Genomic DNA, 19,022 nt, shown 5'->3' on the forward strand with positions numbered 1-19,022 from the left:
AACGTCTAAAACAATTTATTTAGAAACAATAACTCACACAAAATTATTGTTTCTTAAAATATTATTCAATTACTTAATTTTATTCTAAGGAAAAAAGCATATACTTGACTATATTTAAGGCATGTAATTTAAACATAAGGCGGAACGAATGTACTCAGAAACCTATGCTCATTTAAAATCCAAGTACAACTATGATAATTTTGAGGTAATTGCCGAAGCAATTGAAAAACACTTTAGCGACATATTTAAGCTTGCTGTACTGGATGATATAGTCAATAGCACAGGGAGTTATGTTCGGCTCTTTGATGCATGTATGAAACAATTAACTGATTTGTATACTGTTGAAGAAGTTGTTAGCAAACTTTACGAGACACTCCAAACTCCCCCCATTAAAAATAAGCTTGAAAAAGAATATATTTTCATCCCACCAATGGGACTGCAAGGATCAAGACAAATCAATTACTTAGAAAAATTAGCAACCAATGATGCTAAAATAGCAGAGCCACTCTCATTTATTGATATGATGCGTGTAGCCAATGGATTACGCCACCTAAAGAAAAGTAAAGATGTTGTTGGTGTAGTCCATTTAAATAATTTAATTGTTCCCAATGCACTGGATATCGAGAAGCTAAAACAAAAAGATGCGCTCATCGTTAATTTTAATCGTGATTTGAAGGGTACTCCTAAATGGGGTGTAATTAATTTGCTCGATAAAACTTCCCCTTTAATCTATTGCGAAACCCCATTAACCGAACGTGAAAAATCAGAAATACAAAACGCTTTAGGAATTCAACTGACAAAGGACCAATTTAAGGGAGCAACCGCCAATAGCCTACCCTCAACAGGATATATGGCAATAGCCTGGTTGGATCATAATGTTACCAAAGCCTGGAACTTCGACGTCAGCACTGATTTTACGGCGTTGTTTAAAGAATTTATTACCGGATATTTTGGTGGAGATAACCCGGGTTTATCTTATGAATTTATTGCAAATGAGCGCACTAAATATTGTACTCATGCCTTCCAAGAAGTATTAAAAATCACAGATTTTCATGAAAAAAGTTATGGTTCAGATTATACTCAACCAGGTTTTGGCCTATCACGTACCACATGGATTGCTGGTTTAGGAAAGGCTGATAATGAATCATTTCGTCCAGGAGATCTTGGCAAAGCAGTCCAAATCATTGGTAATGCTAACTGGTCCTATTCGCAAATGGAACCGCTACTCCATCAATATAACCGAACTTTACCGCCAGGGTTTGCAGCAACCTTGTCAAGCCATCAGCTCGCTCCGGGTTTCCCCTTGGTACTACAAACTGCTACCTCTGTTACCTTGAATATCCCAGAAAATTTAGATACAGATGCATTAGAAGATACGCACCACATTGAATGCGCAAAAACAAATACCTCTTCAGGATGGCTTAATGCTCTCTGGAACAAACTTGGAATGCAACAAGGAGGCACTAAAACGCAATTCTACGCAACAATGATCGTATTAGGTCTTGTGCGCTCTAAAGCAAAAAAACAAGTACTGTCCCTTAATGTGCCAAGTAACTATCAACTAAATAAAGAAGAGCAGCAATTTGTCATTCAAACGCTATTAGAAAACCCCTATGTTACTGAGTTTAAAATTAATGAAACACTCAGTGCCACAAACAAATCATTAGAACAAATTAAGCATGCGTTAACGCCAACATTTGCACGTAACCGTTGGTTAGCTGCAAATGGCTATCGTCCTCCATTGATTGATAATTATTGGCGTCAAGCAGCGCGATACTGGCTGGTTCATTTAAATCAGGTATCCGATCTATTGCAACCCAAAAGGGAACACGAATTATTTAAAAATTGTGTTCGGGAAATGGGGCTTCAAGGTTTAAAAGAAGTTTTAGAATTATTAAATGATGATGTTGAACGCGAATTTTTTGAAATGCTCTATGGTAAGGATAAACCTGCTTTTTATGCTGCTTGTCTACCAGAGCAATACCCGGAATATTTAGACACCCTATTAAACCACTTACAGATCGAAGCTTATTTTCCATTTGGTGAATTAGGAATCTCATATCAACCTGGAAATAATCAAAAATTAGTTTCTGTAATTAATGAATTCAACAAACTCAAACAATTTGAACGAGTTTCTTTCACTGATTGCTTAAAAAGAACCAGTTATTGTAAAGAATTTCTCCAAACATTAATTGAAGAAGCGCAGAAACAAAAATGGGTTGGCTTAATTGTTATCCCAGAATTAGAAGAGCAATCCAATACCAGTGAATCACGCCGTGAATTACGAGTGATGTATACCTTCTTAAACGATATCATTTTGCACAACCGCCATCTGAAAGCAGCAGAAGAAGAAATCAGAAGTATCAATGAGGCCACTGATTTTACGATGCCCGGAACTGGGGACGATGAAATCAAAATTAAAAACAAAGGATCAACAAGCCGATGCAGCTGCTAGTGAAGAAATTGATCATATCATTGAACGTGGTTTAGAAAGCATCAATAAAAATAGTAAATGGCCATTAAAGAAAGGCGGTGTAGTCCAATTACAATTGCAACAACAGCAACAAATTGAACAAAACCGTCAAATGCAACAAGAACAACAGAAAGTTGTTATTAATATACTTGAAGAAGCGATTGCAGGCGATCTGGTCGATTATGCAAATATTGACAATTTGCTAAATAAATTCCTCAAAGAATTTGAAAAAGAAAATACTGTAGAGCACAATGCAGCTGCCCTAAGAACACATAATGAATCGTTATTACAGGGCTTTTTCCATACTTGGATTAACGCGAATCCGAATGTTAACGCTACTCATGTTATTAGACAAATGACTGTTGAGGCGGCACAAGCTTTACTACGTAAGCATACTCGATTGTCCTCTGGATTAAACCCTGAAAACCTACCTAAAGGATTTTATACTCAGCGCTCAAAAGATGGTAATTTAATTTTATGCTATAGCCCTGAGTTATCGTATGTAAATCCTCCTAATGCATTAACCATTGACTTATCGATAAATGTTCCTAAAAACGAAGCATGGGAAGGTGATTTTCGTCAATTTGATTTAAGTAAATACAGTACATTTACAGCGCAATTCGATGAAGCTGACTGGAAAAATATTGTTCTTTTTTCCTGCATGCAACCGCCCAAAAGCAGCTACGATAATGAGTATAATCTATTCAAGGATGACAACGGTAACCTAATTGGTAAAGTTGATATTACGAGTAGTGCTAATCGTAAAAAAATCATTGATTTCTGGCCGGTATTTTTACAAGTATGGCAATATGGTGGAGCCAAAGGCGTAGAACAGTTTATCGCACAACCTAGTACTAGTTTTACTCTTACAGATCATGCTATTAAAAAACTATTATTAAGCAAAGTCCCTTCTATGGAGTTAAGAAAATGGGCTTCTGAACTTGACATGAGTGACAAGTATCTACGTGCATTAGGACAAATCTATTATCGTTATGGCGAATTAGGCCTGACTACATTCCTAAGTAAACTACGCCAGTTTGAAGCCGTATTAGGAGTAGAATTTTTTGATCATTTTAATGAAAACCTATTAGCCCGCAGTGAAAATTTCAACTGTTTTGTGAATAAAAATTTCATCATGACTCTAGATGACATGATGGACAAACTGAAATCTCGCGAAGCAAAAGGAAAGTTAGACGCCTGGAAAAAAGTGATTACCCACCATATGCATGCGGTGGGCTGGGACAATATTGATGCTTTATGGCGTGGATATAGTCATTTTGTCGCCGAGCTAGAACAGCTAGGACTGAAACTTGAAGGTGATGAATTTGATAAGATTAAACCAGAAAATATGCTCATCTGCATGGATAGAATACTCAACAGCTTAAATCAAATCCCTGACTATGATATGCAAAAGCAATTTCTTGCCAAGCTTGATCATTTTGATTTAACTTACGGCGGTGTGCATTATGCGTTACAACATGAAGGCTTCAAGTATTTTGATAGCGAATTGGAATTGCATGATTTTGATTTAGGCTCTCCTACTTATACACCTGATTTAGTATCACTGTATCAATGGACAGGTAGTGACGCAACCTTGAAAATGAAGCGTACGCTCGCCTCAAAAGCACAATTTAGCCAGCAAGCATATCACCTTTTAGTAGAAAAACTAGGTAATGATAAAGTAGAATCAAGACATCAATTGCTATGGTTATTGCATACTCATTATAGTGCAGTAAACATGCCCGCTATTCTGGAGCAACTTGATCTTGTGGCATCCGATTTTCAAGAGCTCATTGCGCGCCATCTCGATGATGCAATTTACATACGAAATAATAAACGACTTAATATTAGCTTTGATGCACTGCAGGCTTTAGCCTCTGTGATAAGGAAAACGGATGTTTCAAAACTATTAAAAGCCTATCCCAATGGTACGTTTCTTGAGGCGGTCAGCATTCTATACCAATCTCAGCGTTGGAATGATCAAGAAGTAAATAAAATAATCAATTTATTTAGTGCACACCTACCTAAATCAGCAGATTATCCAGATTCCTTTTACCGTGAAGGTTATAAGTTGGCTACGTTATTTGGCATAACTGACCCAACCCAACTCCAAGAATTTTACACTGCAACTAAAGATTTACGGCCAATAGTACAAATTGAATTACGACTTTTAATAAATCAATTGCTCTCAGTGGATTATGCAACGACTAACTTAGATGCATTAGTAAATCATGCAAATTGGGACGCACTCATTCATTGTATTAAAGCGATGAAAAGTGATATGGCGCATACAACGATTCATCGTATTGAACTCATTGATCAATTCGATACCCTAGGCATTCAATTTAAGTACTCCAAAAGCGGAGAATTCCGCGCCCTTGCGTCAAGCCCAGAAGACAAACCGGCTGAGCTCGGATTCTTTGTGGATCATGAAGATCGCCTCTGGGAGTTTATGCTGAAACATATAGTTGTCCCAACCGAAGGTGACGCTAAAGAAGCATTGAAACCAATTGTCCGCTTTTTGAAAAAATTGCAATTAAACCGTACCTATTTAAATGAGATTGAACCTCTATTGTCTTCTTTAGAAGAAGCACAAGAAGGCCATTATTGGAGTGCAACTTATTTCTACCAATTATTGCGTGCCTTACAACCTGAAAACGATCAAGCATTATTCCCCATTTCCCTACTTAAAGTGATCTTACAAGAAGAATCAATCGCACCGAGAAAGATTAATAATGTCGAAAAAGATTTTCCTGTTGAACTCGCAGAGCCACTGCAAACTATTTTGAAAAATTCCGTGTTTAACCGCCATCAACAAGGAATTCTTTGCCAGATAGCCCTGCGTGAATACAACTGGCAAGGTACTATTGCGTTGCTAAATCAAATCATGGGCACTTTATCAATCGATGGATATGCAGACAGTAGAACTTATGCTTTAGAAATATTAGCAAAAAGTAAAAACTTTTCCGATCTGGAAACACGCTACGAAAATTGCCGATGGTTATTACAACATACACCAACTACAGAAATTGCTCCGCAATGGACAAAAACAACGGCCTTATGGTTAAAAGCATTAAGTTTACGTAAACAAGAAGAAGATTTATTTAGCAAAATAAAAGCGCAATTTGCAGATAATGGGGGTAAGCTCTCCTTAGTTTTGCATATTCTAGCCTTCAGTACCTTAAGCCCCGGGTTAAAGGATAGTGAAAGCTATGAGCATGAACTAAATAAAAAAGCAGCTAAGCTGGTTGACAGCCTAGGCGACATGGAATATAGCGATTTAGTTAAATTAGCTAAAGCCTATCCTCAACAGCCCTCACCTTCGGCTGATGACATTCTGCGTTTAATTAAGAAACAGAAAAAAGAAGGCCTCAGTTGGAGCGCAAGTTTTGAAACCTTTGAACGTCAACCATTTACTGAGCCACGAACTGATTATGGATTAGTAGCCGCTACCCGTGATGCCGATTTACAGCGTATGATTTCTGAGACCAAAGTAAGCGCTGAAGAGGCACGCCAAGGACTATCTATCGAAAAAACAGCGCGACTTACTTTAATTTTCGGCTACTTAAAACAGCTGGAAAATGGTACTGAACATCTGAAAGGAAGTGAGAAATCTATTTCAACGATGGCTCCTCAAGAATTAGCAAAAGCATTTCAGACTTTATCCAAAGTATCCCCTCAGGATGATTTAACACGCGCACAAATCTGGGCCATATTGTTTGAAGTTCTAGGACGGACTACCCGTAAATACCCCCATTTAGCACAACAATTTGCATTAATAGCGAATGACATTGGCGTTGATGCCTCAACTCGTGTTTTACAATTGGCTACAGGTGAAGGTAAAAGTCACTTCGTAGCTATGCGCGCAGCACGCCATGCAGGCCAGGGAAAAACGGTTGATGTATGTACTGCAAAACGAACGCTTGCAGAGCGTGATCTTGAAGATTATCAAAACTTATTCGATTATTTAAATATTAAAACAGCGTATATTCATCCTAAGTCATCGCGCACGGCCTATATGGATGCTCAAGTTCATTACGCTACCTTAGGTGACTTATCGCTCTTTTTAGATGAACAAAGTTATTCTGGACAGCCGATTGAAATCGACCCAAGCGATCGTGTGGCCTTATTTGACGAATTTGACTTTATCCGTTTTGAAGAAGGTCGCAAGACTGAATACAACTATGCAAGACCGACTGGTAAAACCCCCAAGCAAATGAATTGGTTTTATCAATCAGTAAATAATTTTTATACAACTCACCGTGAAGAATTAAATAAAGAAGGTGAGATTCATATAGAAACATTACGTAAGTTTGTTCAATCACTCAAAGCAGATGTGGGTGAAAATGAGGAACGCTATAATTTAATTCGGCCAATGCTGCAAGACCCTCTGCAATTGGTACAATGGTTACAATCAGCATTTGAAGCCCATAATTTAGAATGGGGTATTAGCTTTACAGTACGCGAAGAAAACATTGAGGTGGGTGATGAATCCTACCCAATGCGAGAAGTTATCCCCTTATCGTCCGATAACCAAAAGATGGTGGGATCAACCTTCAGCGCAGGTGTACATCAATTGTTAGCAGTGCGTTTAAATACTGAAGCACGATTGGAAAAAAACCCCCAAAATTTCCATATTCATCCAGAAAGTAACATCATTAGTTCTCAAGTTGCTGCACAGCGAATGAAAAAATTATGGGAACGTTGGGAAGGTTTTTCTGGTACGATTTCCGCAGCACAAGCAGCTACATTATATCGCGAACAGGGTACGCAAGTATTACACGTACCGACCAACCAACGTGACTTACGTTTATGGCATAAACCTAATTTCCACAAGACTGACGACACACGTCTGACAAGTATTATCAAACAGATAAAGACCTGTATCGATAAAAAACAATCCATGTTGTTCTCTTGTAAAAATGACAAACAGGTGCAAGAACTACAAGAGAAGCTAAGTAAAAAATTTAGTGCACAAGAGTTAGCACAACATTTTATTTTCTACACGAATGAAGAACACCGTACTGCAGCTGAAGTCTTAGCAGACAAAACCGTAAAAGAAGACTGGCATGGCGGTAAAAAACAACATGGAGTTGGTCTTGTCGCCTCAGGATTTGGTCGAGGTGATAACGTAGGCGTGGAAGTCGTCTTCTTATTCGATGTAAATGATACCAACGACAAACTGCAAAAAGGTGGTCGAACCGCCCGAAATGGTGCTGAGGGTGAAGTATTCCAATTTTATTTAGAAGATGATTTAGTCCAGGAAGAACAACGCCTATGGGATTTATTGGACGTGCTTGAACCAGATACGGTAAATCATTTAAAGGATCAATTACTCCATGTTCTAGGTGACAGTGATAACGAACGTTGCTTTGAGCGCGTTATGCTCTTACGTGAATATGTGTTTAGCTTACAAAATGCAGCAAATCAAGGCTACCATAATGCGCTTGCTCAATATTCATCATGGGGCATGAAAACATTAGGTAAAATTGAAGATCCTGCCACTCGCCAAGCATTAACCGCTAATTTTAGTCTTCAGCTAAAAAGATTAGATAAATTATGGATCAATATATCCAGTAAAGATAAATTAACTGTAGATGAAAAAATCGCAGAAATTGAAGAGCAAATTACGGGACTATCAGCCGATTTCACCACGCGTTATGAAGAAATCGAATTAACGGTTACTCCATTTGATTTGGATACGCATCAACCAACAGAAATTCAGATGGTTGTTCCGGAGGCACCTCACAAGCCATCCGCTGAAGATCGCGCAGTTGCCTCTATTTGCAGTGTAATGGCTCGTTTACCCGATTTAACACTGCGGGATAGTCATATGGCCAGCATACCGCAATTACTTGGCGCTGTGGCAATAAATCCTCAGAAACTAAAGCAATTTGCAATTCGGATTGCTTCATGTACAGCAACCTCTGAATTCCTCCATAAGTTGCATCTTGCCGCTATCCAGGCAACGAAACCATCAAAAGCCTGGGAAACGCTTGAATCTGCTGCCGCTCCAGAAATTGAAGGACATGAATTATTTGATGGTGTTTCTGATACGGTGAGAACTCGCTGTGCTCTTGCCTTAGATGCGTTGGTGCCTTCATTACAAGAACAAACCATTCAGTCACTAAGTGCTCCAACCCTGCTATCCAAAGAAACACGGATAAATGAAATCTTACCTCTTCTAGAGTATTTAGGTAAATTCTCTGTAAAACAGCAGAATAAATGGGGGGCTGATTTTATTATGCAAATGCATGCATTACCGAATCAAATGACTCCCGAATTACTGTCATGGTGCCTTGATGCAAGCCAACCAATGAGTTGTTCAGACTTCACTGTTTTTGGCACCATTATGCGCCTAACGTCAGAAAAAAATGGACCTTTGGAAAAAGAGGAGCTTACTGAGCTATATATGCAGTTGGCGCGAGCTACCAAAGCAGAGCCCGAGCAACGCGTTCGCATGCTTACCAAATGGGAATCATGGACCCAGTACATCCCCAATGATCAATATAAGAAATTTTTAACCGCTTTTTGCCATTCAATGGAACATTTTAAAGAAGGTGAAAACTGGGATACATTTACAACCTTAGTTAGAAAAACGCAAGACTGGATCAATAAGGGTGGACAGGCGAATTATGTTCCTGAGCTATTAAACGTATGGAATGGCCTAGCTAATCGCGTAAAAGATTTACCCGAAATGAATGAGTATTTGCAATGGACCATGAGGCTTGGTGGCAAAGCTTGGTTTAAAATGATTAATGCAGCAATGCATCTATCACCTACAGAGGCATTCCAGACCCATCTTCATCAATTTAAAGAGTATTGGAATTCACTGGAAGCAACTTCATTGAAAAAACAAGCGAAAATCAATAAATTCCATGAATGTTGCGATAAAATCAACCTCTTTTATCAAACGATTAATGAGCTCAGCCAAGAGCAACAAACACTAATGAAGAATCAATTCTTGGCATTAGATAATGAAAAATTTACACTCATGATTGATTTCATTGGGGAGTTGACGACCAGCCAGCCACAAGCTTTAGCTGAAATGTTATCTTATCTCAATGATTCCAGCATAACTTTATCGCGTAGTAAATTACTCAGCAAAGTTATAATCCAGGCAACCGATTATCATAAGCGTAACCCGCAATTTGCCCATGAGCAATTAATGGAAGCGATTCAACGCTTTAAAGAGTGCGATGAAAATACATTAGAACTCTTACTGCAACTAATGGATCAAAATAAAGAAACCGCGCAAACAGTTGAACCCTTATTTGATAATACAGTCTTCCACTTGGATAAACATGTGCCTGCTGCGGCAAGAAAAAATGTAGAAGACATAATTCAATTATTTTACCAAGCGGCAAAAGACACTAATGGCTATCTGAACGCAATGGCGTTAAAACCTTCTATACTTGCTCTATTTGACTTTACCAAGGATTCTAAAGAGCGTCAAAATCAGCGTCTGATTTTTATGCACTTACTGCAACAACAAGTCTTTGTTAAGGATAAGTTATCTTCTGAAAAGCAAGATTATAAATGGAGCTACGAACGCAATGAGCAGCTTCTTCAACATGGGCTTAACTGTTATATTCAGCATACGCAGCATGTCTTAGCGGCAAAACCAGCTAAAGCAAATGTTCATCAAAAACGTGATTTAACGGTGAAACAGCAACATGAATTATTAAAACTGACTGATGAACTAGCAATCATTGGCAAACCATCTCTCCGCATTGATCCTCTGAAACAAGAACAAAATGCGGCCATTCTATCTCTAGGATTAAACAATTTGCTAAAAAATTACCAGTCCACTTGGTTTAAATCTAAAGAGCGAGTGGAGCAAGCATCTGAATTACAAGCTTCATTAAAGATCGAAGACGCCCCTAGATATCAGGATGTATTACGTGCGATTAGCGAAGCAAAGCTTAAAGCAATTCAAAGCGATGAAGCACAAAATCAGGTCCGTTGGTTTAAAATGAATAGCAGCGGTCAAAGTCGTTACTTTAATACGTTAAATCAAATGCAAGATTTGGTTTTACGTCAGTGGTCACAAGATATTAAAGAACTTCATGGCCTTACAGCGTATAAAACCCATAATCAACAAGAGTTTGTGCAGTTAGTTCACTGTTTCCAAAAGGCGGCTGCTAAATATTATGACGAAAATTACCCGACCCCTGATAATCCACGATATCATGAAAAACGACAAAAATTAGGTCGCTTCTTTGGGGGGGGTAAAAATCGAACTGCTCTAGAAATTTTACTTACAGTTTTAGGGCAATTCGAGGGAGAAATACTAAGTGATGGTCTTTCTGAAGAAGGGGTAGAAAATCTGATAAATGGATTAAATCAATATGTATCGACACTTCCTGGCCATTTGGTGACGCTAGCGAATGAGATATTAATCAGAGGTGATTCATTACAACTTAATCTGAGTGAACAAGCTGATCATGAAGAGATAAGATCTACGTTTAAAGGCGACCTTTAAACTATAAACCCTGTGGGTTGAGTCATTTGACCAACCCACGTTATCTATTCGTCCCAATGATTAATTCCTGATTTTTTAGTCAGAAACTCTACAAAAATTTGATGTTGATCGAGCTCATTAGCCTCAGCAAGTACTACTATGGGATTTGCCAAACGCAGCGCGGCAATTTCCTGTACCTTAACGGTGGTATTATTCGCATTCTCCTCAACGTCTGCAAATAAACTGCTTTGACCACCAGTCATCGCTAAATAAACAAAAGCCAGGATCTCAGCATCGAGTAACGCGCCGTGAAGCTGACGATTGAAATGATCAATTCCAAAACGTTTGCATAAGGCGTCCAAACTATTACGCTGCCCAGGAAATTTGTCGCGAGCATAAGTTAACGTGTCAAAAACATCACAATAGTCTTCTAATTTTTTCTTCCATTGCACATGGCGTAATTCAGAATTCAAAAAACCCATATCAAACGCCGCATTATGAATAATTAATTCGGCACCACCTACGAATTGCAAAAATTCAGAAACCTTATCAGCAAATAAAGGTTTGTCTTGCAAAAATTCATCACTAATGCCATGTACACGAAAAGCACCTTCATCAACTAAACGCTCGGGATTAAGGTAAACATGGAAGTGTCTCCCGGTTAATTTTCTATCGATTAATTCCACGCAGCCAATTTCAATGACACGATGCCCTTGCTCATGGCCAATACCGGTGGTTTCTGTATCTAAAACAATTTGTCGCATTAAATTACTCTCTAAGCTCTTCGATACCTTTATTAGCCAAAGCATCTACTAATTCATTCTCAGTATGGCCTGAATGCCCTTTAACCCAATGCCATTTTATTTGGTGCTGAGAGGCCAAATCATCTAACATTTTCCACAAATCCGCATTTTTAACCGGCTCTTTTTTGGAATTGCGCCAACCGTTTTTCTTCCAACCAGCCAACCAATCCATCATTCCTTGTCGTAAGTATTGAGAATCGGTATATAAATCAACAACGCAAGATCGTTTTAATGCTTCTAAACCTTTAATAGCGGCCATGAGTTCCATACGATTATTAGTAGTATGCGCCTCGCCCCCATGTAAGGTTTTTTCCTGACCTTGATAGCGAAGCAATACGCCCCAGCCACCAGGGCCAGGATTTCCTTTGCACGCACCATCTGTATAAATTTCAATACTCACTTAACCCTCTTTACGCTATAAATTGTAAAACATTCGATAAACGCCTTCTCCCAGTAAGGAATATAGGTCTCAAGCTAAGCCCTATTCCTACGTTCCGCGGCTTATCTGCGAAATCCAGAGATCTGCTCTTTGCGCAAGATCATTAGATCCCGCGAACATGCTGCGGGAAGCAGACAGAGGATTTCCTTAACTTAACGCCTATACACAACTAAGAGGAGAAGGTAATTTTTCATTAAATAAAACTAGTGTTCCCCAAGAACTCCTCGCTCAGAATCTTCTGTTTAACCGCTGCAATATCAGGGGCAAAATAACGATCACTGTCATAAGGCGCAACGCAAGAACGCACCTTATTATACACGTCTTCCAGTAAGGGGGCAGTTTTTAAAGGTTTGTGGAACTCAATTCCTTGACAGGCTGCCAATAATTCAATCGCCACAATTGTTGCTGTATTATCATTCATTTCATGTAATCTTCTTGCGGCATTCGTTGCCATGGACACATGATCCTCCTGATTAGCTGACGTTGGTAAACTATCAACTGAATGAGGATGAGCAAGTGCTTTATTATCACTAGCACAAGAAGCCGCCGTCACATGAGCAATCATAAACCCAGAATTTAAACCACTTTCTTTAACTAAAAAGGCAGGTAAACCACTAAAGTGTTTATCAATTAATAAAGCAATACGACGTTCCGCATTCGCACCAATTTCAGCAATTGCTAAAGCAAGATTATCGGCAGCCATAGCAATAATTTCCCCATGAAAATTGCCACCAGAAAGAATATCGCCCTGTTCGCTAAACACTAAAGGATTATCAGAAATAGCATTGGCCTCCACTGCTAGCGTCTCTTTAACAAAACGAATTTGATGCAATGCCGCCCCCATGATCTGAGGTTGACAACGTAATGAGTACGGATCCTGAACCCGAGAACAATCTAAATGAGATTCACGAATTTCACTACTGGCTAATAATTCCCGATAACGAGATGCCACATCACGCTGCGCCTGATGCCCACGTATCTTGTGTATCCGATCATCAAAAGGAACATCACTGCCTCGGGCTGCATCTACAGATAATGCACCGACAATTGTTGCTGTTTCAAATAGATTTTCAGTGACAAATAGTGCAGCAATCGCTAAAGCCGTCGAAACCTGCAATCCATTAAGTAAAGCCAAACCTTCTTTAGCTTCTAATTCTAGTGGTGTAAGACCTGCTATTTTTAAACCATCCACTGCACTTATTAGTTTACCTTGATAACGTACTTCCCCGACACCAAGCAATGGCAACGACAAATGCGCTAATGGAACCAGATCCCCTGAAGCACCAACGGAGCCTTTAGCAGGAATACAAGGATAAACCTGATGATTAAATAAAGTAACCAACGCTTCAATTAATTCCAGGCGCACCCCAGAATAACCTTGAGCTAAGTTATTAATTTTAAGCAACATGATCAAGGCAACCACGTCATCTGCAAGCAAGTCACCAGTGCCACAAGCATGAGACAAAACAATATTACGCTGTAATTGTTTTAAATTCTCAGGTGAAATCGTCTGATTCGCTAAAGAGCCAAAACCGGTATTAATTCCATAAACAGTCTTTTTACCCTCAAGTACTTTTTTTACGGTTTGATGTGATGCATGAATTACATCAAATGCACTTTCGGCAAGAGCACAAGGTAATTTTTTACTCAAAACAAGCTTAATCGACGCTAAGGTCAATTGGCCTGGTTGAAGAATAAAACGCTCGGACATTAATTAACTCCTTTTGATACAAAGAAATAGACCTCAAGACTCCATCGGCAACCACAGTTTGTTTTCTTGCGCACACTGCTTCGCCAGTGCATAACCAGCATCCGCATGGCGCATAACCCCTGTTGCCGGATCATTATGTAGAACTCGAGCCAGACGTTGTGCTGCCTGCTCCGTTCCATCAGCGACAATAACCACTCCAGCATGTTGCGAGAAGCCCATACCAACGCCACCGCCATGATGAATGCTAACCCAGGTAGCACCGCTAGCGCAGTTTAATAAGGCATTCAATAAAGGCCAATCAGATACTGCATCACTACCATCCATCATCCCTTCGGTTTCGCGATTTGGACTGGCAACAGAACCTGAATCTAAATGATCGCGACCAATAACGATTGGAGCCTTAACCGAACCATTTTTAACCATCTCATTAAATGCCAAAGCCAGACGCGCTCGATCCTTTAAGCCAACCCAGCAAATGCGTGCCGGTAAACCTTGGAAGGCTATTTTTTCTTTTGCCATATTCAGCCAATGGTGTAAATGCTTATTATCAGGAATCAGTTTTTTAACCATCTCATCGGTAGCATAAATATCTTCAGGATCGCCCGATAAAGCAACCCATCGAAAAGGTCCTATACCCTCACAAAATAATGGGCGAATGTACGCCGGTACAAAGCCCTCAAAAGCAAAGGCATTTTGTTCACCGGCTTCAAAAGCCATTTGGCGAATATTATTACCGTAATCAAAAACAGGAATTCCACGTTTTTGAAATTCGAGCATGGCATGTACTTGAATTGCCATGGATTTTTTAGCCTCATGAACTACTTGTTCTGCAGCGGTTTGCCGCATCTTGGCAGCATGTTCTAAAGTCCAGCCAATGGGAAGATAACCATTTAAAGGATCGTGTGCACTGGTCTGGTCAGTAACCAATGCAGGGGTAGCACCACGTGCTACTAATTGTGGGAAGATTTCCGCAGCATTTCCTAAAATTGCAACCGAGAGAGGTGTTTGTTGCTGACAGGATTCATGTATCCAGGATAATGCTTCATCTAAATCACGAGTATACCGATCTAAATAGCGTGTTTTTAAGCGCTTTTCAATGCGTGCGAGATCACATTCAACGGCTAAAACGCTAGCGCCCGCCATCGTTCCGGCTAAGGTCTGTGCGCCTCCCATACCGCCTAAGCCACCAGTCAAGATCCAACGTCCGGCTAAATCACCATCATAATGTTTACGTGCAGCAGCGACAAATGTTTCATAAGTCCCTTGGACAATTCCCTGAGAACCAATATAGATCCAACTCCCGGCAGTCATCTGGCCATACATCATAAGGCCTTTTTTATCTAATTCATTGAAATGCTCCCAGGTAGCCCAGCGAGGAACTAAATTGGAGTTGGCAATTAATACCCTAGGTGCATCTTCATGGGTGGTAAAAACACCAACGGGTTTACCTGATTGGATCAATAACGTTTGATTGGCCTCTAAAGATTTTAAAACCTGTTCAATTTTAGCAAAACAATCCCAATTACGCGCAGCTTTTCCCAAACCACCATAAACGATCAACGAATCAGGATCTTCTGCTACATCCGGGTCAAGATTATTACAAAGCATACGTAATGCCGCCTCAGTCAACCAGCTCTTAGCCTGCTTGTCTGTGCCACGATTTGCTCGAATTACCCGCGCAGTTTTGTTCTCCTCCATAAAGCGTGCTCCATTGCTAAAAAAATTACACTCATCATACACCAGACACATTTTAGATGCATAGAGATTAACTTAGTTCATCCTTCCTATTTCATTGCTATTTCCAGGGTTTTTATTGATTAATTTAAAGGTTCTGTGTATATTAAAAGAACACTTATCTAGGTTGAGTAACTCCACGTTCCTACCAATAAAACTTACTCAAATAAAAGGATAGTATCCATGTATCAAAAATTAGTAGAGCATTTACAAAATAACTTATTAGAAAATTATAAAGCAAGAATACTCTCTACATGGATGAATGAAAAAAGTGATGTAATTGATAGCGAATGCGATGCAGAAATAACAAGAATAAGAACCGAATGGGCGCGCAATAACCAGTGTCTGGTCCCCAAAAAAAATCACACCCTAATCACTGTCGATGGTGGTTATCAAGTAGATGAGCAAGAATATAACAATCTGTCAATTGATTATTATGGGATTCGTGACTCCATTGATAATAAATACAAAACACAATTTATTAACGACCATTGGAATTCAAAATACAATGCATTACAGAACCGCTTTGAAGAACAACTAAAAAAGCTCGAACATGAAAAAATTATTGAGCAATTTTTAGCACGACATTCCTGGCTGCAAGAAGAACTTAACTCCGCTATGGAGTTAAGCTATGCAACGCCTATTGCCTACGAATTTTTATTTACATTCACACAAAACCAGCTCGACGAACTCGAATCGCCACATAATTCAAAACCATGGTCATGGGAAACAATAGAGGAAATTCAATCTGCTGCGGCAAAATGGCCACCACTAAATAAAGCTAAACTAGCACTTGAAATAGAAGGTTTTCCCTATAAAAAAATCGCTCAGACGTACTATGCGAGAAATCCCTCTCTGCGTAGTGCAGTTGAGGCTGTTCGTAACGTTCAATTTATGCTAAGAAATACGGGAAGATTTATTAATTATGTCCCTAGACGTATTGATATATTGCGTTATTTAGCAAAAAACTACGCATCCCATACTCAAGCTGAATTAGCCGGTGGTATTTTTACCCCAGGCACAGCGCCCTATGGTGCGGAAGAATTAGATAAATTATCGAAAGCACAATTAACACATCTAAATACCCTAATCGTTAATATCGGTAAGGAGACTGAACCTGTTTGGATTAGCTTATCGAAAACCAGTGCCTCTTCTGCAGATTGGGAAGCCTATATCCCTGAGTCATTGGATGGTAATTCCATGCTTGCCCTTGCTGAAGCCAAATTATCTTCATTTATTCAACAAGGAAATAAAGTCACATTTAAAACTGTCGACTATAAAGATAATGCCCAGCAAAATAATCTTCAAGAAGCAAATGATTTAGCCATATGGCATGCTGTACTTTTAGGTCGCGTTGTACCATGGCAACACGAGGATCATGCAAAGCGCCCGCCTCTTAGCCAATACCGAAACACCATTCCTGTACCCCTCTTTCTCGAATTAGCTCACAAATCATTCCAGCCTCCTGGTTATGGTAAGGGAAATCTAGATGAAGTTGATCAAGCATTTTCACGAAGAACGCCCTTTTCCAATGCCAGCCTCGAAGAAGAACTTGGTTACCTTAAAGTTCGTGAGTATCTTTTAAATGACGCTTACTTTTATACAGAGCAAGCACGAGAAACCAAGCTCATGACGGCTTTTGATCAGCAACAAATTATCTTGTCTTCATCAACAAAAGGAGCGCTGCCTGATCAACTTAAGCTCATTAACCAGGCAAAAGAATCACTGTTAAAACATGCTTTATTCGTTATTTACCATAATGAAAATATAACAAAGCTGGTCATGCCCGCCTTACCTAGTGCTGGAATTTATAATCAAGATTTACCGCTTGAACAATTATTTAACCTCAATGCCTCTCTTTTAACCGTGCAACCATCTCATTTACTCCCCTTAAAAGAAGATGACAATTTCCTGTCTCTGGCCATGCAGTGTTCCGCGCGTAATCGATTTTTAAGTACCGTTTTAGACTCATCATCCTGGAATGGAATGAGTGAACTCTCCAAACGCGCCAAACTTTGGAGTACTGCGGGACGTGAGATGGTACATTTTTATAGAAATCAGAATAAATACGTTGAATTGGATTTCATTAATGAATACCAAAAGCTGAATGCTCAATGGCGCACGACATTTTTTGATCATTCGCAAAAACCAAACGATCCTAAATCGCAATCCCTATGGGCTTTGGCGCAAATAGCACAAATGGGCATCAAAGGCCTGGATGAGCTATTTCAACATTTAAACCTTAGTTACATTAATGCTTGGGATAATACCTTTAAAGAGCCAGCACCTAATTTACCAGCGGTTTTTGATTTAGTAGGAAGCCTTAATAGTGATCCGGTAGCCTATACCAAGCATTTAAAAAATAAAATACAAGCGCTTGATAGCAATAACTGCAGCCCCATATTTAAATCATTATCGTTTATTCTTCCTCCTTCTATAACCGCAGTACACAATGACCTGATTGATATCTTTGCACTCATAAATCGACAAAAAATACGTCTTAGTGATGCAGTAGATGAAATTACTTTATATAATCTGAAAATTGCAGATTATCAAGAAGCTAAGAAATTCCTCGAACATATTGAGCAACTAGCTCAAGACCATTTTGCGCCATTACAAATTTTAATTCATATTCCTGATTGGGATCGCCAAGCATTTTCCAATAGTCAAGATTGTGAACTCAAAGCAAAATATAAAACGATTCAGAATCTGATTCTGGAGAATCAACGCCAAGCTAAATTTGCAACATTTACAGAAAACACGAAGAACATTCATTTACTTGCCAAAGGCGAAGTAAAACCTGAGCTTATCCTTGAAGAACATGCAGCGAGGAAACCACAACCATGGTCTGGTGAGGATGTAACGTACCCTTTGACCTCGCAAACACCAGGACTCCAGCAACAACTCCAACAAGCCGTGGAACAAGAATACATGGTGGAAGAGGAACAAGAGCAAGAACAAGAGCAAGAACAAGAGCAAAAAATTGAAGAATACATTAGTGATGAAAGTTTACTCATTACCCGCGAAACCATTGACACCATAGCAAACTGTACTGCGCTCTGGGACGCAGTTCCTATGCACATGAAACAATTCTCAGGTTGGGAGCAAAAAAACCTACGCCAATTATTTTCCCTTTGGGTAGGTAGTGATGTTGATGCAGCGCATGTCATAAAAAAAATCGAACCTGGTGCAGTACAAAAAATAATGGAACAAGCATCCTCTTTCCGCCTAGGGATATCGCGAGATAATTTACCTGCAGGCTTTTATTTAGCCTATTCACGCAAGGATAGAGGCATTATTCTTTGTTACGATAAAAAACGCGAAAAATTGGATTTAAAGACACGAACTGAACAAATAAAAAGAAAAACGAAATCCCTTTACCGTGCAGTTTTATGAGC

General features: G+C 39.3%; 7 protein-coding genes. 3 read left to right on the forward strand and 4 right to left on the reverse strand.

All coding sequences use genetic code 11. From position 1 onward, the window contains the following. Positions 1 to 148: 148 nt before the first annotated feature. Both LDG_RS12075 and LDG_RS12080 read left to right on the forward strand, forming a co-directional pair. Positions 149 to 2,455, forward strand: coding sequence for a hypothetical protein (locus LDG_RS12075; protein ID WP_006871659.1), 2,307 nt, complete (start codon positions 149 to 151; stop codon positions 2,453 to 2,455). Then, on the forward strand, positions 2,406 to 10,958 hold the full coding sequence (locus tag LDG_RS12080) for a hypothetical protein (RefSeq protein WP_006871660.1): 8,553 nt from the start codon (positions 2,406 to 2,408) through the stop codon (positions 10,956 to 10,958). Before LDG_RS12075 ends, LDG_RS12080 begins: the two co-directional genes overlap by 50 nt. A gap of 44 nt (positions 10,959 to 11,002) precedes the next feature. Here LDG_RS12080 and dnaQ read toward each other — a convergent pair whose 3' ends face one another. The 4 genes from dnaQ to hutU form a co-directional block, all read right to left on the reverse strand. Beyond that, positions 11,003 to 11,701 carry a DNA polymerase III subunit epsilon gene (gene dnaQ, locus LDG_RS12085; RefSeq protein WP_006871661.1) on the reverse strand — a complete coding sequence of 233 codons (699 nt, stop codon included), beginning with the start codon at positions 11,699 to 11,701 and terminating at the stop codon, positions 11,003 to 11,005. A 4-nt stretch (positions 11,702 to 11,705) separates the two neighbouring features. After that, positions 11,706 to 12,140 carry a ribonuclease HI gene (rnhA, locus tag LDG_RS12090; protein WP_006871662.1) on the reverse strand — a complete coding sequence of 145 codons (435 nt, stop codon included), beginning with the start codon at positions 12,138 to 12,140 and terminating at the stop codon, positions 11,706 to 11,708. A gap of 232 nt (positions 12,141 to 12,372) precedes the next feature. Further along, positions 12,373 to 13,890 carry a histidine ammonia-lyase gene (hutH, locus tag LDG_RS12095; RefSeq protein WP_006871663.1) on the reverse strand — a complete coding sequence of 506 codons (1,518 nt, stop codon included), beginning with the start codon at positions 13,888 to 13,890 and terminating at the stop codon, positions 12,373 to 12,375. 33 nt (positions 13,891 to 13,923) lie between these two features. Then, positions 13,924 to 15,588 (reverse strand): urocanate hydratase, encoded by a 1,665-nt coding sequence (gene hutU / locus LDG_RS12100; RefSeq protein WP_006871664.1) that lies wholly within the window; start codon positions 15,586 to 15,588, stop codon positions 13,924 to 13,926. 219 nt (positions 15,589 to 15,807) lie between these two features. Between hutU and LDG_RS20635 the strand changes: the two genes are divergently transcribed. Further along, complete coding sequence (locus LDG_RS20635; RefSeq protein WP_006871665.1) at positions 15,808 to 19,020, forward strand: hypothetical protein; 3,213 nt, start codon at positions 15,808 to 15,810, stop codon at positions 19,018 to 19,020. Positions 19,021 to 19,022 lie beyond the last annotated feature (2 nt).

It is taken from the genome of Legionella drancourtii LLAP12 (assembly GCF_000162755.2).
In the GTDB taxonomy this organism is placed as follows: Bacteria; Pseudomonadota; Gammaproteobacteria; order Legionellales; family Legionellaceae; genus Legionella; species Legionella drancourtii.